Source organism: Streptomyces sp. NPDC050704, assembly GCF_040654355.1.
Lineage (GTDB): Bacteria > Actinomycetota > Actinomycetes > Streptomycetales > Streptomycetaceae > Streptomyces.
Genome location: NZ_JBFAHW010000058.1, coordinates 52,134 through 66,562, shown reverse-complemented (window position 1 = coordinate 66,562; position 14,429 = coordinate 52,134). Strand labels below are relative to the sequence as shown.

General features: G+C 70.5%; 12 protein-coding genes and 1 pseudogene. 5 read left to right on the top strand and 8 right to left on the bottom strand.

What is annotated here, in order from left to right; genetic code table 11:
- The first annotated feature begins 142 nt into the window (after positions 1-142).
- The 3 genes from AB0I18_RS30195 (at position 143) to AB0I18_RS30185 (ending at position 3,042) form a co-directional block, all read left to right on the top strand.
- Entirely contained in the window at positions 143-1,429 is a 1,287-nt protein-coding gene (locus tag AB0I18_RS30195; RefSeq protein WP_363108779.1) for a serine hydrolase domain-containing protein, read from the top strand.
- A 171-nt stretch (positions 1,430-1,600) separates the two neighbouring features.
- Entirely contained in the window at positions 1,601-2,116 is a 516-nt protein-coding gene (locus AB0I18_RS30190; protein ID WP_363108778.1) for a SigE family RNA polymerase sigma factor, read from the top strand.
- A 53-nt stretch (positions 2,117-2,169) separates the two neighbouring features.
- Positions 2,170-3,042 carry a hypothetical protein gene (locus tag AB0I18_RS30185; RefSeq protein ID WP_363108777.1) on the top strand — a complete coding sequence of 291 codons (873 nt, stop codon included), beginning with the start codon at positions 2,170-2,172 and terminating at the stop codon, positions 3,040-3,042.
- Here AB0I18_RS30185 and AB0I18_RS30180 read toward each other — a convergent pair.
- From AB0I18_RS30180 to AB0I18_RS30170, 3 genes and pseudogenes are all read right to left on the bottom strand, one after another.
- Positions 3,039-3,480: pseudogene (locus tag AB0I18_RS30180) on the bottom strand (hypothetical protein); the annotation flags it as partial. The gene AB0I18_RS30185 and the pseudogene AB0I18_RS30180 sit on opposite strands and share 4 nt — an antisense overlap.
- Before the next feature lie 45 nt (positions 3,481-3,525).
- The gene (locus tag AB0I18_RS30175) at positions 3,526-4,455 is read right to left on the bottom strand and encodes an SDR family NAD(P)-dependent oxidoreductase (protein ID WP_363108776.1); all 930 of its coding nucleotides are present in this window, start codon (positions 4,453-4,455) and stop codon (positions 3,526-3,528) included.
- A gap of 357 nt (positions 4,456-4,812) precedes the next feature.
- Complete coding sequence (locus AB0I18_RS30170) at positions 4,813-5,586, bottom strand: DUF998 domain-containing protein (RefSeq protein WP_363108775.1); 774 nt, start codon at positions 5,584-5,586, stop codon at positions 4,813-4,815.
- A gap of 72 nt (positions 5,587-5,658) precedes the next feature.
- Between AB0I18_RS30170 and AB0I18_RS30165 the strand changes: the two genes are divergently transcribed.
- Positions 5,659-6,249: a helix-turn-helix domain-containing protein gene (locus AB0I18_RS30165; protein ID WP_363108774.1), complete on the top strand. Its 591-nt coding sequence runs from the start codon at positions 5,659-5,661 to the stop codon at positions 6,247-6,249.
- A 68-nt stretch (positions 6,250-6,317) separates the two neighbouring features.
- On the opposite strand, the gene AB0I18_RS30160 is transcribed toward AB0I18_RS30165, so the two are convergent.
- The 4 genes from AB0I18_RS30160 to AB0I18_RS30145 all read right to left on the bottom strand — a co-directional run bounded on the left by AB0I18_RS30160 (position 6,318) and on the right by AB0I18_RS30145 (position 11,955).
- Complete coding sequence (locus tag AB0I18_RS30160; protein ID WP_363108773.1) at positions 6,318-7,664, bottom strand: Nramp family divalent metal transporter; 1,347 nt, start codon at positions 7,662-7,664, stop codon at positions 6,318-6,320.
- A 159-nt stretch (positions 7,665-7,823) separates the two neighbouring features.
- A complete protein-coding gene (locus AB0I18_RS30155) occupies positions 7,824-8,297 on the bottom strand; it encodes an ATP-binding protein (protein ID WP_363108772.1) in 474 nt (157 codons plus the stop codon).
- Between the two features lie 142 nt (positions 8,298-8,439).
- Positions 8,440-9,387, bottom strand: a complete 948-nt coding sequence (locus tag AB0I18_RS30150) for an MEDS domain-containing protein (RefSeq protein ID WP_363108771.1) — start codon at positions 9,385-9,387, stop codon at positions 8,440-8,442.
- Positions 9,388-9,522: 135 nt separating this feature from the next.
- A complete protein-coding gene (locus tag AB0I18_RS30145; RefSeq protein ID WP_363108770.1) occupies positions 9,523-11,955 on the bottom strand; it encodes a LuxR C-terminal-related transcriptional regulator in 2,433 nt (810 codons plus the stop codon).
- 436 nt (positions 11,956-12,391) lie between these two features.
- On the opposite strand from AB0I18_RS30145, the gene AB0I18_RS30140 reads away from it, so the two are divergent.
- Positions 12,392-13,762, top strand: a complete 1,371-nt coding sequence (locus tag AB0I18_RS30140; RefSeq protein WP_363108769.1) for a M14 family metallopeptidase — start codon at positions 12,392-12,394, stop codon at positions 13,760-13,762.
- Positions 13,763-13,821: 59 nt separating this feature from the next.
- Here AB0I18_RS30140 and AB0I18_RS30135 read toward each other — a convergent pair whose 3' ends face one another.
- Positions 13,822-14,415: a hypothetical protein gene (locus AB0I18_RS30135; RefSeq protein ID WP_363108785.1), complete on the bottom strand. Its 594-nt coding sequence runs from the start codon at positions 14,413-14,415 to the stop codon at positions 13,822-13,824.
- Positions 14,416-14,429 lie beyond the last annotated feature (14 nt).

Genomic DNA, 14,429 nt, shown 5'->3' with positions numbered 1-14,429 from the left:
AAGTGGGCGGGGGGGGGGGGAACGGGTGTGTCTCTGTGGGGGGCCCCGCCTGTACCGGGGTTGGGTTGGGGGGGGACCCCCCCGGGGGGGGGGGGGGGGCCCCCTTGGCCGGGCGCCACCACCCCGGGGATTCTTTTGAGGCATGAATACACCAGCAAAAGAAGCCTGCCGGAGGCCACTCAAGCAACTGGCCCTGGCGGCCGCGCTGGCCGGAGCACTGGCCGCGGGCGTGACGGCACTCCCCGCGAACGCCGCCCCCTCCCTCTCCCCTGACACGCCCGCCTCCCTCACGAAGCAGCGGTTACAGCGTGAAGTGGAGAAGACCCTCGAGGAGGCGGGCTATGTCAGCGTTTCCGTGCAGGTGCGGGAAGGGCGCCACCGTGTCCACGCCACGGCGGGTGAGGCCGAGCTCGGCAGCGGGCGCCCGGTGGCCCGTAACTCCGACTTCCGTGCCGCCAGTGTCACCAAGACCTTCGTGGCCACGGTCGTCCTTCAACTGGTCGCCGAAGGGCGGCTGTCGCTCGGCGACACCGTGGAGAAGTGGCTGCCGGGCGTCGTGACCGGCAACGGCAACGACGGCAGCCACATCACCATCAGGAACCTGCTCCAGCACACCAGCGGCATCTACAACTACAACGTCATCGAGGACTTCGGCGAGACCGCCGCCGACTTCGAGCGGCACAGGTTCGACCATGTCAGCCCCGAGCAGAACATCGCCGGGGCGATGAAGCACAAGCCCGACTTCCCGCCCGCCGACGCCAACGACCCGAAGCCGGACTGGAACTACTCCAACCCCGGTTACATCCTCGCCGGAATGGTGATCGAAAAGGCCACCGGGCGGACGTGGGCCCAGGAGGTCCACGACCGCATCGTCCGGCCGCTGGGCCTGAAGAGCACGTACGAGCCCGGGGACGACCCGTATCTCAAGGAGCCGTACGCGCACACGTACCAGCGCTTCCCGGGGTCCACCGGCTGGACCGACACCTCTGTCCGGAACATGTCCTGGGGTGACGCGGCGGGTTCGCTGATCAGCTCCGAGCGCGATCTCGACCGGTTCTACACGGCCCTGCTGACCGGCAGGCTGCTGCCGGCCGCGCAACTGGCCGAGATGCGCAGGACCGTCGTGCCCAACGAGGACATCCTTCAGGTGATGCCGGGGCTGCGGTACGGGCTCGGGCTGATGCGGCAGCCGTTGTCCTGCGGCGGCTACCGCTGGGGCCACGGGGGCGACCTCGACGGCCACACGGTCAGGACCGGCTTCACGGCGGACGGGCGCCGCTCGGTCGTCATCAGCGCCAGTGGCAAGACGGCCGACGACGAGCAGCTGTTCCGGGCGGAGCTGACCGTGCAGCGGCTCACGGATGTCGCACTGTGCGGCACGGGGACGGACACCGCAAAGGGCATCGGCACCAAGGGGACACCGCGTTGATGGGCCGCGTCCGCGTGACGTCCACAACACCCACGGTCCTGACTTCATCCGCGACGTCAACGCAGGCAAGGCCGACCACCTCCTCTGAACCCGTATGAAACATTTCCCGGGGCCCACCGCATCAATGAAGTGAGGGCGGCACGGGGGAGCCCGGGAACGCAGGGGGAGCGCATGAGAGAGGTCCGTGCGGACGGCTATCAGGAGTTCGCGGTGGCGCGCGCGGGCCACCTCTACCGCTCCGCCTGTCTGCTCACCGGGGGCGACACCCATCTCGCCGAGGACCTGGTGCAGGAGACGCTCGGCCGGCTGTACGTCAACTGGGGCCGGGTCTCCCGGGCGGCCAACCCCGCCGGGTACGCCCAGACCGTCCTCACCCGTACCTTCCTCGCGCATCGGCGGCGCCGCAGCAGCAAGGAGCGCGCCACGGACGTGTTCCCCGACGTGCTCGACCCCCGGACCGCCGACGCCGACATGCCGCTGCGGCTGACGCTGGTCGAGGCACTGGGCCGGTTGTCCGCCAAGGACCGGGCGGTGGTCGTCCTGCGCTACTGGGAGGACCGCAGCATCGAGGAGACGGCCGAGGCGATGAACGCCAGCTCGGCAGCGGTACGCACCCGCTGCGTCCGCGCCCTCACCAGGCTGCGCGATCTGCTGGGCGAGAGTCTCGACGAGTACGCGACGCCCTGAGCCGCCGCCCCACCTCCGACACCCCTCGCAGAACGCAGAAACGGTGGTTTGCCATGCCCTTCGATCCCTCCTCACCCCATGACGACCCCTTCGAGAACCGGTTCGCCGACGCCCTGCGCGAGGCCGGCGGCGCCTACGAGACCGACCGGCACGCCCTGGTGACCGCGGGCGCGGCGCGAGGCCGCGGACTGCGGCTACGCCGCCGGGCCGCCATGGTGGGCGGTGTGGCCGGCATCGCCCTCGTCGCCATCGGCGGGACGCTGCTCCTGCCCGGGAGCGGCGACGACAGCCGGAAGCAGTCCGTGGCCACCGGGCCGACCACGCCGGCCCCAGCCGCGTCCACGACCCCGACTCCGACCTCGACCCCGACCGGCGAGGACGGCGCCGGCACCACCGGTGGCGAGTCCAAGGACGAGCAGGTCCCGGAAACGCACAGCAGCATCCCGCCGAGCCCCAGTGGCCCGGCGATCGAGCGGACACTCGTCGGGCTGCTGCGCCCCGAGGGCGTCAAGGTGGTCGACAGGGGCGGCCAGGACACCGAGTACGCCTACCTCGTCCTCGACGACGGCAAGGGTAGGAGTCTCGTCCAGATCAATGTGCAGCCCGACATGAGGGACGTCGAGGACCAGCTGTTCGGCGCCGACGCCGAGGTCCTGCCCGACGGCACGAAGGTCGCCACCCAGCAGGGGCCCGGCGAGAAGGGCGGTGCCGGGGTCGTCATGTGGACCGCGGACACCATCCGGCCCGGCGGCCTGCGCGTGGTGATCAGCGCCTTCAACTCCGGTGCCCAGAACACCGCGGCGACCCGCGAGACCCCGGCGCTCACGATCGAGCAGCTGAAGGCGATCGCCACCAGCGAGGAGTGGAAGAAGTTCCAGCCGGAGCCCCAGGGGTCACCGGAGTCCGAGGGGGTGCCGCAGCCCTAGGTGTATTGACCCGCAGCGTTGTTGACGCGGCTGATGGGCGGCTGCCCGTCGAGTGCGGTGTGGCATCACAGTGATGCCGTGGGCGGTGAAGAAGGTGTTCGCACGCTTCCGGAAGGAGGCGGCGGTCTCTTTGCGCTCGTAGGTCAGCACCTCGCTGTAAGCGAGCCGGGAGTGGTCGTCGACGGCTGTGTGGACGAAGCTGTAGCCGATTATGGGACTGCCGCCCTTGCGCGCGCTGGTTGTGGCCTGCCGATTGCCGACGGCGTGCTGGCGGGGCATGATCCGATGTCCGCCACCGTCGGGGATGTTGCCGAGCTTCTTGATGTCGACATGGATCAGTTCGCCGGGGCGCTCTCGCTCGTAGCGGCGGATGACCTGGCCGGTAGGCCGGCCCATCCAGCGCAGCCAGTTCAGCTGGGAGCGGGTCAGGACGCGATGGGGCGGGACACGATCACCTCTTCAGTCCGTAGCCGTCCCGCTCGGTCAGTGAAAGATGGTGTCGGACTCGCGCAGCCCGGTCATGTTCATGCTGGCCTGCCAGAGTTCCCTGGCGTTGTCGCGGTCGTGGGAGAGAGGCGATGACGGTGCCTGCGCTCCTCGGTCGATGTAGGTGCCGGTTGTGGTGGCCAGGGCGGGGTCGGTGATGAGCTTCGCGAGCGCGGCGCCGGATGCTGTGGAGGTGCCCTGCTTCCCGATCAGCTTGCCCATCACGGCGCCGAAGGCTCTCGTCGCGCCGCGCACGAGAGCGTTCCCGGTGGGTGCGGCGAAGCCGGTGTCGGACATGGCGCCGGGGTTGAAGGCGTTGACGGTGATGGGCCGGTCGGTCTGATCGGACAGCAGCCTGGCCATCTCGTAGGTGCAGTAGAGGTTGCACAGTTTCGACGTGCAGTACGCCCGCATTCCCGGGCCGCGGCCGGTGGCGAGCGCGGCCGCGTTGCTATAGGTCACCTTCACGGGGAAGAAGGGTGGCGGGTTGTGCAGGTCGCTGGTGACGAAGACGAAGCGTCCGCTGTCGCCCATCTGGTTCAGCAGGAGGTTGGCCAGCAGGAAGTGCCCCAGGTGATTCACGGCGAAGATCGTCTCGAAGCCGTCTGCGGTGCGCGGCACGCCTGGCACGCCGGCCGCGCTGATGCCGGCGTTGCAGACCACGCCGTACAGCGGCGGCAGATCCGCACGAGAGAAGGTGTCGCAGAAGGCACGTACCGAGGCCAGTGAGGCCAGGTCCAGTTCCATGACCGTGATGTTCGAGTGGTTCGTCTCCGCCTGCAGCGCCTCGGCTGCCGCCTCGCCCCGCGCCGAGCTCCGGCAGGCGAGCACCACGTGGTAGTCCGGGTCGCTGAGGGCGACGCTCTTCGCGCACTGGTACCCCAGGCCGGCATTCCCGCCGGTGATGACTACGGTCTTGGTGTCCATGGTGCCTCCAGGCTTGCAATGAGAGAAACGGATTGCGTTCCGATTTAAGCTCAAGCGTAAAAGGATCGCGTTCCATTTGTCGAACGATGTTGGTCCGCCGCGGCTGCGAGCGGCCGACCGCATACGCAATCGCGCGGTGATCATGGATGCCGCCTGGAAGGAGTTCGCCTGAGCCGCTGCCGCTGCCGCCCCTCGCCCCGAGGCACCGACTCCGGCCGTCCGGTCAGGCGCGGTCGCCGCTCGTCTGTGCTCCCAGGGCGCCCTGCATCGGGATGCGGGCCCAATCAGGGCGAGGTATGGCGATGGCGCAGCGCCGAACGGCGAGAAGCCGTTCGGCGCAGCGCCCTTCGTATCCGCTCAGCCGAGAGCCGGGGCGGTGGACCGGACCGAGTGGCGTGCAGAAAGTTGCTTGGCGTTGCGGCAGATGTTTGCACCGCCGACGATCTGTGCGATGAGGACGGAGTACGCGGCGCAGCGCTCGATCAGTCCGATGTAGCCCTCCGGAGCAGCGAAGGTGAGGAGCAGGCTGATGAATCCGATTATTCCGGCGACGATGAAGAACCGTGACGTCACCGAGGGGGCCTTCTCCGCACGAAGGAGCAGCCCCACGAGGATCAGGGCGGCGTTGCCGCCGCCCATGCCGATCATCGCGCCGACGGTGTGGTAGGGGAGCATCCAGGTGGGGGCGTTGTGGAAGATGGCGACGACGCAGAGGCCGAAGCCGTAGGCGACCGCCAGCCCGAACACCCACCTGCTCAGCCGCGACGCGCGAGGATGCCGGCGCAGGACGATGGCGGCCGTGAAGGTGAGCGCGCCATTGATCACCCATGCCGCGTTGATGACCCACCCTGCGGGCGAGTGGATCCACTTCCCGTCGTTCGTTTTCGCGCGGCTCGTCGCTCCGAGGTCACTGATGACGTCTCCCATGTAGCTGTACGATCCATGCGGCCACGCGGCCGCGGTGATCGCTTCGCCGAGGAAGAAGAGGATCGCGGCGACGATCAGCGCCAGCCCGGCGTTCCTCGTTGCGGTCCTACTGATTGGAGTGGGGGTCATGGCTGATCCCTTCTTTGCCGCCTCGCGCGCCAGGTCGACGCTCCCGGCGTTGGCGACGGCGGTGTTGACCTTCATGCGCCCTGGCCTACGATGAGCGAAACGGATGGCGTTCCGTTTCGTTCGCATCATAATAGGAGTGCGTTCCACTTGGCTAGTGAGTTCCCTTCGGTCCGCCGTGAGCGGGCCGACCGCACGCGTAACCGGGAGGCGATCCTCGCGGCGGCGAGAGAGGCGTTCGCCCATGCCGACTTCGCGGGCGAAGCCGTCTCCATGAACCAGATCGCCCGAGCGGCGGGGGTCGGCGCCGCCACGCTCTACCGTCACTTCCCCACCCGGGAGGAGTTGGCGCTAGCCGTCTATCAGAGCAAGATCGAAGAGCTCACCGCACGCGTGCGCGACCGCACCCGCGACCGGGACGCGCTCGCCTCGCTGCGGACCTGGGTGGAGGAGTTCGCCTCGTTCATGCTCGCCACGCGGGGCATGATGGACACCCTGCGCGCCTCCTGGCAGTCCGCGACCCCGTTCACCGCTGCGGCCACCACTGGCGTCACGACGGTCGTCGCCGCGTTCCTGGCCGACGGGACGCGAGACGGCAGCATCCGCGGCGACCTCGACGCCATGGACGTGACCGTCGCGCTCTGCGCCCTGCTCGGCACCACCGGACCCGAGGACTCAGGAGCGCGCGCCAGAAGACTCCTCGACCTGTTAATCGACAGCCTCGCAGCCCAGGCCGAGTGAAACGACGGCAACCACCCGCCCCCGACCGCTAGCCACGATGAACCGCGGTGCCCCTACTCCCGATCAGGTCAGAAGAACTCCGACCACGGCTGGTCCCAGATCTGCTTCACGCACAGGACGACGAAGAGCAGGCCCGCGATGGTCAGCATGGCGTTGCTCAGGAGGCCGCTGCGCCATTCGGCGGGAGTGCGGGAGGAGTTGAGGAGCCAGACCAGGGTGAGGGCGAGGAAGGGGAGGAAGGCGGCGCCCAGCACTCCGTAGAGGATGATCAGGCGGAAGGGCTGGCCCTCGAAGAGGAGGATCATCGGCGGGAACGTCAGCCACAGGAGGTACGCCCGGAAGGGCCAGGACTTCTCGCGGGCGCCCGACGCGACCTCCTCGCCGGACGCGGCCTCCTCCCGGCCGGCCCGGTCCTTGCGGTAGCGCTCCACGAAGTCCGCGAACATCAGGCTCACTCCGTGCCAGACGCCGATGAGCGAGGTGAAGGACGTGGCGAAGAAGCCGATCAGGAAGAACTTGGCGGTCGCCGTGCCGTACTCGTCCTCCAGGATGTCGCCGAGCTGGATCAGGCCCTTGTCGCCGCTCGCGATGGCCACATTGGCGGAGTGCAGGAGTTCCGCGCCGACGAAGAGCATGGCGACGACGAAGATGCCGGTGGTGGCGTACGCGACGCGGTTGTCGAAGCGCATCACCTTCATCCAGCCGGTGTTCGTCCAGCCCTTCGCGTTGACCCAGTAGCCGTACGCGGCGAGCGTGATGGTGCCGCCGACCCCGCCGATCAGGCCCAGGGTGTTGAGGACCGAGTCCTTCTCGTCGGGCAGGACCGGGAGCAGGCCCGCGAAGGCGTCGCCCAGGTTCGGGGTGACGCGGATCGCCAGGTAGACGGTGACCACGAACATGACGCCCACCAGGACCGTCATGACCTTCTCGAAGACCGCGTACTGGTTGAACCAGACGAAGACCAGGCCGACCAGACCGGTCAGGATGGCCCACCACTTGAGGTCCATCACGTCCGGGAAGAGCGCCTGGAGGGGCAGGCCCGACGAGGACATGGCCGCCGCGCCGTAGACGTAGCCCCAGATCACGACGTATACGACGAAGAACCACGACGTCCAGCGGCCCAGGCTCGCCCAGCCGTCGAAGAGGGTGCGGCCGGTGGACAGGTGCCAGCGGCCGGCCGCCTCGGCGAGGGAGATCTTGACGACACAGCCGATGACGGCGGCCCACAGGAGGGTGTAGCCGAAGTTCGAGCCGGCGATGAGGGTGGCCACGAGGTCGCCGGCGCCGACGCCCGTCGCGGCGACCACGATGCCGGGGCCGATGTACTTCCAACTGGATTTACGGGGACCTGAGACGCCCTCCGCCGTCGCCGCCTTGCTGCCTGTGGTTTCCGCGTTCCCACTGGTGTCCGCCATGCCGATCAAGAAAGCGCAAAGAGAGCGGGGGCACAAGGGGGCGTGCGGTGAAGGAACCCGGCACGGACCCGACGGGGAAGCGGGCCCCGGCGGCTGGGCGTGCCGCCGGGGCCCCGGCTGTGATTCCGGGTGGACAACGAACCATCCGGAACTCGCGGGCTACGGCTGTCGCCGACCACAGCCGTCGGACCCGCACGTGCCGATCTCGAACCAGACGGTCTTGCCCGGCCCGTCCTGGTGACAGCCCCAGCGCTCGGCGAGTGCGTCCACCAGGAACATTCCGCGGCCGCTCTCCGAGACCCCCGCCCTGAGCACCCGCGGCGGCCGGCGGCCGGCGTCGGAGACCTCGCAGCGCAGGAAGCCGTGCGCGGCCGAGAGGGTGAGGCGCAGGCGGCTCGCCGCGTGCACCACGGCGTTGGTGACGAGTTCGCTGACCAAAAGCGCCGTCGTCTCGCTCTGCTCCGCGAGGCCCCAGCCCTCCAGCTGCCTGCGGACCTCCGCGCGGGCTTCGGCCACCACGGCGGGGCGGGGCTCGTACTCGACGCTCAAGTACCCGGCCCCCAAAGGTGGTTGGGGGTAGCAGGCGTATGCGGCGTGGGGGTCCGGGAGGTGGCCCCCGGAGAGTTCCAGCATGCGTACAGGGTCGGTCCTCCGCGCGCCCCGTGCACGGGGAGGACTACCTGTACGCGTACCTGAATACATGTGTACGTATAGGCGGTACGTGTCGGGCGTACCCGCTCGGGAGTACGTGTGGGCAGCTGTCGTCCGCCGCGCCTCAGCCGTACTGGATCCGGATCACCGAGCCGCCGTCCACCCCGCCCTCCGCCGCGCCGTCCCGGATGTCGACGTACGCGCAGACCTGGCGGGTGAACCACAGCCCCTGGCCGGACGCCGGACGCCCGGCGTGGGGCGGTACGAAGCCCGCGAGCGGGTCGGCGATGCGGTCGGGGACGCGCAGTTCGCAGACGCAGGCGGGCGCCTCGCCCCACAGGAGGACCTCGGTGAGCGGAGTCGCGGCCCCGGAGGTCACCTCCCCAGCGGCCGCCGCCTCGATGACGGCCGTCGCGAACAGGTCCGCGTCCGCGGTGCCGAGTCCGTGGGCCCGGGCCCACCTGCGGAGGGCGCCCGGGTCCGGTGCGGTGAGGCGTTCGGCGTCGGTCGGGGGCAAGGGCAGCGGTACGGAGTCCAACTCGCCGACGAGCCGCAGCGGTTGCTCGTAGACCTCAGTGCCCGGGTGGGCGCGGCGGGCGGCGTCGACGATGGCGGGGCCCGCGGTGCGGGTGTCGTACGCGCACAGGGCGGTCGTCGCGAACGGCGCGAACAGGAGGTTGGCCAGCGACTCGTAGCGGATCCACTCGGTGGTCTCGCGCGCCGAGCGCCCGGCGCGGCCGGCCCAGTGCGGCTCCATGAGGAGGTGGACGCGGCCGCCGGGGCCGGCGTTCTCGGCGAGGTAACCGGCGCTCCGGGCAACGGCGTTGGCCGCCGAGCCGGTGTACCAGTCGGCGTGCGGGACGAACCCGACACTCTTGGCGTCCCCACCGAGCGCGTCGCGCAGGAGGGCGAGCCTGCCGGGATCGGCGATGGCGACGGGGGGCGGCTCGTCCGGCGCGGCGAGGGCCTCGGTGAGGAAGGGGAGGGCGGCGGCGACGAACGCGTCGTCGGACCCGAAGACGGCCATACGGTGATCGAACGCCCCTTGGAGCGGGGCGGATTGGATGGACACGGGGTCCCCTTCTGTGCGTGGACGGGTCTGTGCGTGGACGGGGTACGGACGGGGTCTCCTGCCGACAAGGGGCCGAGGGCCGGAGGCCGGGAGACCGGGAGACCGGGAGACCGGAGCTCACCGGCGGGCCGGGGCTCATCGACGAGCCGAGACCCACGCGGCGATCTGACTGCGGTTGCTGAAGCCGAGCTTGCCGAGGATGCGTTCCACATGGCCCTCCGCGGTGCGACGGGCGATCACCAGGCGGTCGGCGATCTGCTGGTTGGCGAGCCCCTCGGCGACGAGTTCGGCGACCTCGCTCTCCCGGCGGGTGAGCGAGGCGAGCTGGAGGTCCCCGCGGCCGGAGTCCGGAGGCGGGTTCCCGTCGGCCCGGCGAGGGCGGGGGACGGCAGGGCGCTCGGACTCCTGGAGGGCGTACGAGACGATCTCGGTGAGCCCGAGCCCGCCGCCGCGCCGGTACGCCCGCTCGAAATCCCCCGGCCCGACGGCCTCCCGTACCCGCCGCTCGCTGTCCCGGCGGGCCGAGTTGTACGTCGTGGAGCCGAAGCGGTTGCTGTCGATGCCGTCCCAGACGCGGTCGGAGCCGCCGAGCAGCACGGCGGCGCGTTCGTGGGCGCCGCGGGCCGCGGTGATGACCACCAGCAGGTCGAGGGTGAGGCCGATGCCGATGACGTCGTGCACCGCGAGCTTGCGGCTCAGGGCCTCGCGGGCGTGCGGCTCGGCCCGGTGCCACTCCTTCTTCTCGGCGTACGCGAGGGCGAGGACCCGCAGGACGTACGAGCGGACCCACTCCTCGCCGTGCGCCTCGCAGACGCGGTAGGCGTCCTCGCAGACCCGGACGGCGCGGTCGGTGTGGCCCAGGAAGGCGAGGCTGGCGGCGAGTTCGACCTGGTCGAGGACGGTGAGGCTGGGGAGCTGGCCCTGGACGGGCTCGCGGGCGACGGCGGCCTCGAAGTGCTCCAGGGCGCCCGGAACGTCGTCTCCGAACAGAACCATCAGGCCGAGCAGGTACTCGGCGTGGGCGACTTCGGCCGGCTCGCCCAGGCGGCGGGCGAGTGCGCGGGCGTCCTCGGCACGGTGCCGGCCGCGGGTGAGGTCCTCCGGACATCCGGCGAGCAGCCCGGCGACCCAGAGCGCCCTGGCCCGCTCCCGGGTCGGCTCGGGATACGCGTCGAGCGCGCGGTCCACCCAGTACCGGCCCTCGCGCGGCGCTCCGCACGCGTGCCAGTAGAACCACAGGGTCCCGGCGAGCCGGAGCCCGGCCCGCGCCTCCCCGGGCACGGTGAGGCTGAACTCCAGGGCGGCCCGCAGGTTGTCCTGGTCGGCGCGCAGCCGGGCGACGATCTCCCGCTGCCCCGGCCCGAACCACGCCCGCTCGGACTCCGCGGCCACCTCCTGGAACCAGTCCCGCTGCCGACGCCGGGCGGCCGCCTCCGCTCCGGGCTCCTGTCGCAGCTTCTCCAGCCCGTAGTGCCGCAGGGTGTCCAGCAGCCGGTACCGGACGGCGCCGGCTCCGCCCTCGCGGCAGAGCACTGACTTGTCGACGAGCCCGGCGACGGCTTCCAGCACGTCCTGAGGGTGTACGCCCTCTCCCACGCCCACTCTTCCGTCCTCCGCACCCGCGCCCTCGCCCTCGCCCACCCCATCCGCGCCCCCGTCCGCGCAGACCGCCTCCGCCGCCTCCAGGTCGAAGCCGCCCGCGAACACCGAAGCCCGGGCCCACACCAACTGCTCGGTCTCCGTGCAGAGTTCGTGGCTCCAGTCGACCGCCGCGCGCAGCGTCTGGTGGCGGGGCAGGACGGCGGGGCTGCCGGTGGTGAGCAGGCGGTAGCGGTCGTCGAGGCGGGCCACCAGCTGGTCGACGCCGAGGACGCGCATACGTACGGCCGCCAGCTCGATGGCGAGGGGGAGGCCGTCGAGGCGGCGGCACAGGCGGGCCACGCCGGCCCGGTTGTCGGGGGTGAGCTCGAAGCCGGGGACCACGGCGGCGGCGCGGTCGGCGAAGAGGGCAAGCGCCGGGTAACCGGCGGCCGCGGAGAGATCCGAGTCCGGGTCGGGCACGGGCAGCGGGCGTACGTCCAGGAGGTGTTCCTCCGTCAGGCCCAGGCGGTGGCGGCTGGTGGCGAGGACGCGGACGCCTGCCGTGCCGTGCAGCAGCGCGGACGCCAACTCCGCGCAGGCGGACAGCAGATGCTCGCAGTTGTCGACGACCAGGAGGAGCCGGCGGTCGCGTACCTGCTCGACCAGCGCGTCGAGGGGCGGCTGTTCGGAGTGGTCGTACAGGCCGAGCGCGTCGGCCGCGGCGAGCGGTACGAGCGCGGGGTCGTGCAGCCCGGCGAGGTGCACGAAACGCACGCCGTCCGGGAAGGCACGCGCGACGCGTGCGGCGATCCGCCCGGCCAGGCGGGTCTTGCCGACGCCGCCGGGGCCGGTCAGGGTGACCAGCCGTGCGGTGGCCAACAGCCGCCTGCTTTCGACCAGTTCGTCCCGCCGGTCGACGAAGCTGGTCGTCTCGACCGGCAGCTGGTGATCCCTTCGCGGATCCCTTCGTGGCGCTGATCCGCCCATGATCAGCCAGTCCTCTGGGGGTGTGAGTCAGGAACCCGGGGTCAGGAGCCTGAGGTCAGGAGCCTGAGACGGAGCCGGAGTGCATGGCTCCTCTTACGCGGCTCTCCACTCTCCCCGCTTCAGTGCGCCTGCGCACGCCCGCTTCACACCCGTGAGTGCACTTTGCCCGGGACCACTACGGGACGCACCCGCCCGCGTACACTGCCGGGCCGCATACGCGCGTACCGGCCCGGGCGGCTTTCGGCCGGTTCGCGCCATCAACTTCCGGCCTACTCTTGACCCGGACATGCCAGCGCCGCACCATGAGCGCCACACCCGCACACAGGGGCGCGCCGGCACGTCGACGGCGGGCCCGGCACGTCGCACCGATCCACCCCCCGCTCCACTCCCCACACTTCCGGTGATCCCGGAAGTCCTGGAGAAACTAGGAGAATCCATGCGACTCAGCACCAGAGGCAGCGGCGGCACGCCCGCCTCGCCCGGCAGACGCGGTCGACGCACCGCCGTCCTCGCCACCCTGCTGGCCCTGGCCCTCGCGGCCCCGATCGCCGCCACGACCAGCGCGACCGGCGCCGCCGGGGCCCCCGCGTCCGACGAGTCGGACAAGATCCGCCAGTACGAGATCCACCTCCACGGCAGCACCTCGGCCACCCGTACGGCGATCGCGCGGACCGGTGTGTCGATCGACGAGGCAGACGAGGAGACCGTCGTCGTCTCGGGCCGCGCGGCCCAGGCGAAGAAGCTGCGCCAACTCGGCTACGAGGTCTCGGCGTTGGGCTCGGCCCCGGACCGTTCGAGCGCGGCGGACGTCGGCGTCCTCGACTTCCCCTCCGCCGACTCGAAGTACCACAACTACGCCGAGATGAACACGGAGATCAACCAGCGGCTGTCCGCCTACCCGAACATCATGAGCAAGCGCGTGATCGGGAAGTCGTACCAGGGCCGGGACATCGTCGCCATCAAGATCAGCGACAACGTCGCGAGCGACGAGTCCGAGCCCGAGGTCCTGTTCACCCACCACCAGCACGCGCGCGAGCACCTGACGGTGGAGATGGCGCTCTACCTGATGCGTGAGCTGGGCGCCGGATACGGCTCCGACTCCCGCGTCACGAACATGGTGAACAACCGCGAGATCTGGATACTCCCGGACCTCAACCCCGACGGCGGCGAGTACGATATCGCCTCCGGCGCCTACCGCTCGTGGCGCAAGAACCGCCAGCCGAACAGCGGTTCGTCATACGTCGGTACCGACATGAACCGCAACTGGAACTACCGCTGGGGCTGCTGCGGCGGCTCGTCCGGTTCGACGTCCTCCGAGACCTACCGGGGTCCGGCGGCCGAATCCGCGCCCGAGGTGAAGGTCGTCGCCGACTTCGTGCGCAGCCGGGTGGTCGGCGGCACGCAGCAGATCAAGGCGGGCGTCGACTTCCACACGTACAGCGAGCTGGTGCTCTGGCCCTTCGGGTACACCACCGCGGACACGACGACCGGGATGACGGCCGACGACCGGAACGCGTTCGCGGCGGTCGGCGGGAAGATGGCCGCCAGTAACGGTTACACCGCTGAGCAGTCCAGTGACCTGTACATCACCGACGGGTCGATCGACGACTATCTGTGGGGCAGCCAGAAGATCTTCGGCTACACCTTCGAGATGTATCCGTCGTCCAGTGGTGGGGGTGGGTTCTACCCGCCCGACGAGGTGATCGAGCGGGAGACGTCTCGTAACCGGGATGCGGTGTTGCAGCTGCTGGAGAACGCGGACTGCATGTACCGGTCCATCGGGAAGGCTGCGCAGTACTGCAGTTGACGGGAGGTTGTGGGGAACTGCGGGCCGGTTGTGGCTGGTCGCGCAGTTCCCCGCGCCCCTTACGGGGCGCTGTCCTCGGCCGGGGCTTCGTCCTCGCCGTCGTCGAAGTACGTGTCCAGCACCTCGTCCAGTTGAGCTTCCCAGTCCTTGAAGCTCGTCCTCGCCTTCGCCTCGATCTCGATCGGGTACCAGCGGCGGTCGGGGGTGTGCACCGTGATGGTGAAACGCTTCCCGAAGCGGGGGGACTCGGTCTCGACGGCGCCGATCTCGTCCCAGCGGAACTCGGCCTCCTGGTCGTCCAGGCGCAGCCGTACGCCGCGGTGGTCGGCGACGATCTTCGCGCGGCGGTCGGAGGCCTCGAAGACGGGGCTGCCCTCCGGGGCCTCGTCCGGCTCCTCGGCCTCTTCGGGCTCCGCCGGCTCTTCGCCGGAGGGCTCGTCGCCGGGCTCCTCGCGCTCGTCCTCGGAGGCCGTCTCCCCGGAGGCGGCCTCGTCCGATTCGGTGTCCGCCGCCTTGGTGTCCGCCGCCTTGGCTTCCTCCGGCTCGGCGTCCTTCGGCGCGACAGGGCGCGGGCCCGTGATGCCGGGCACGAACGCCGGGTCGGCCGCGGCACCTTGCAGGGGCTGGATGTTGGGTCCTATGCGCTGCTCCACAGCGGGCAGTATGG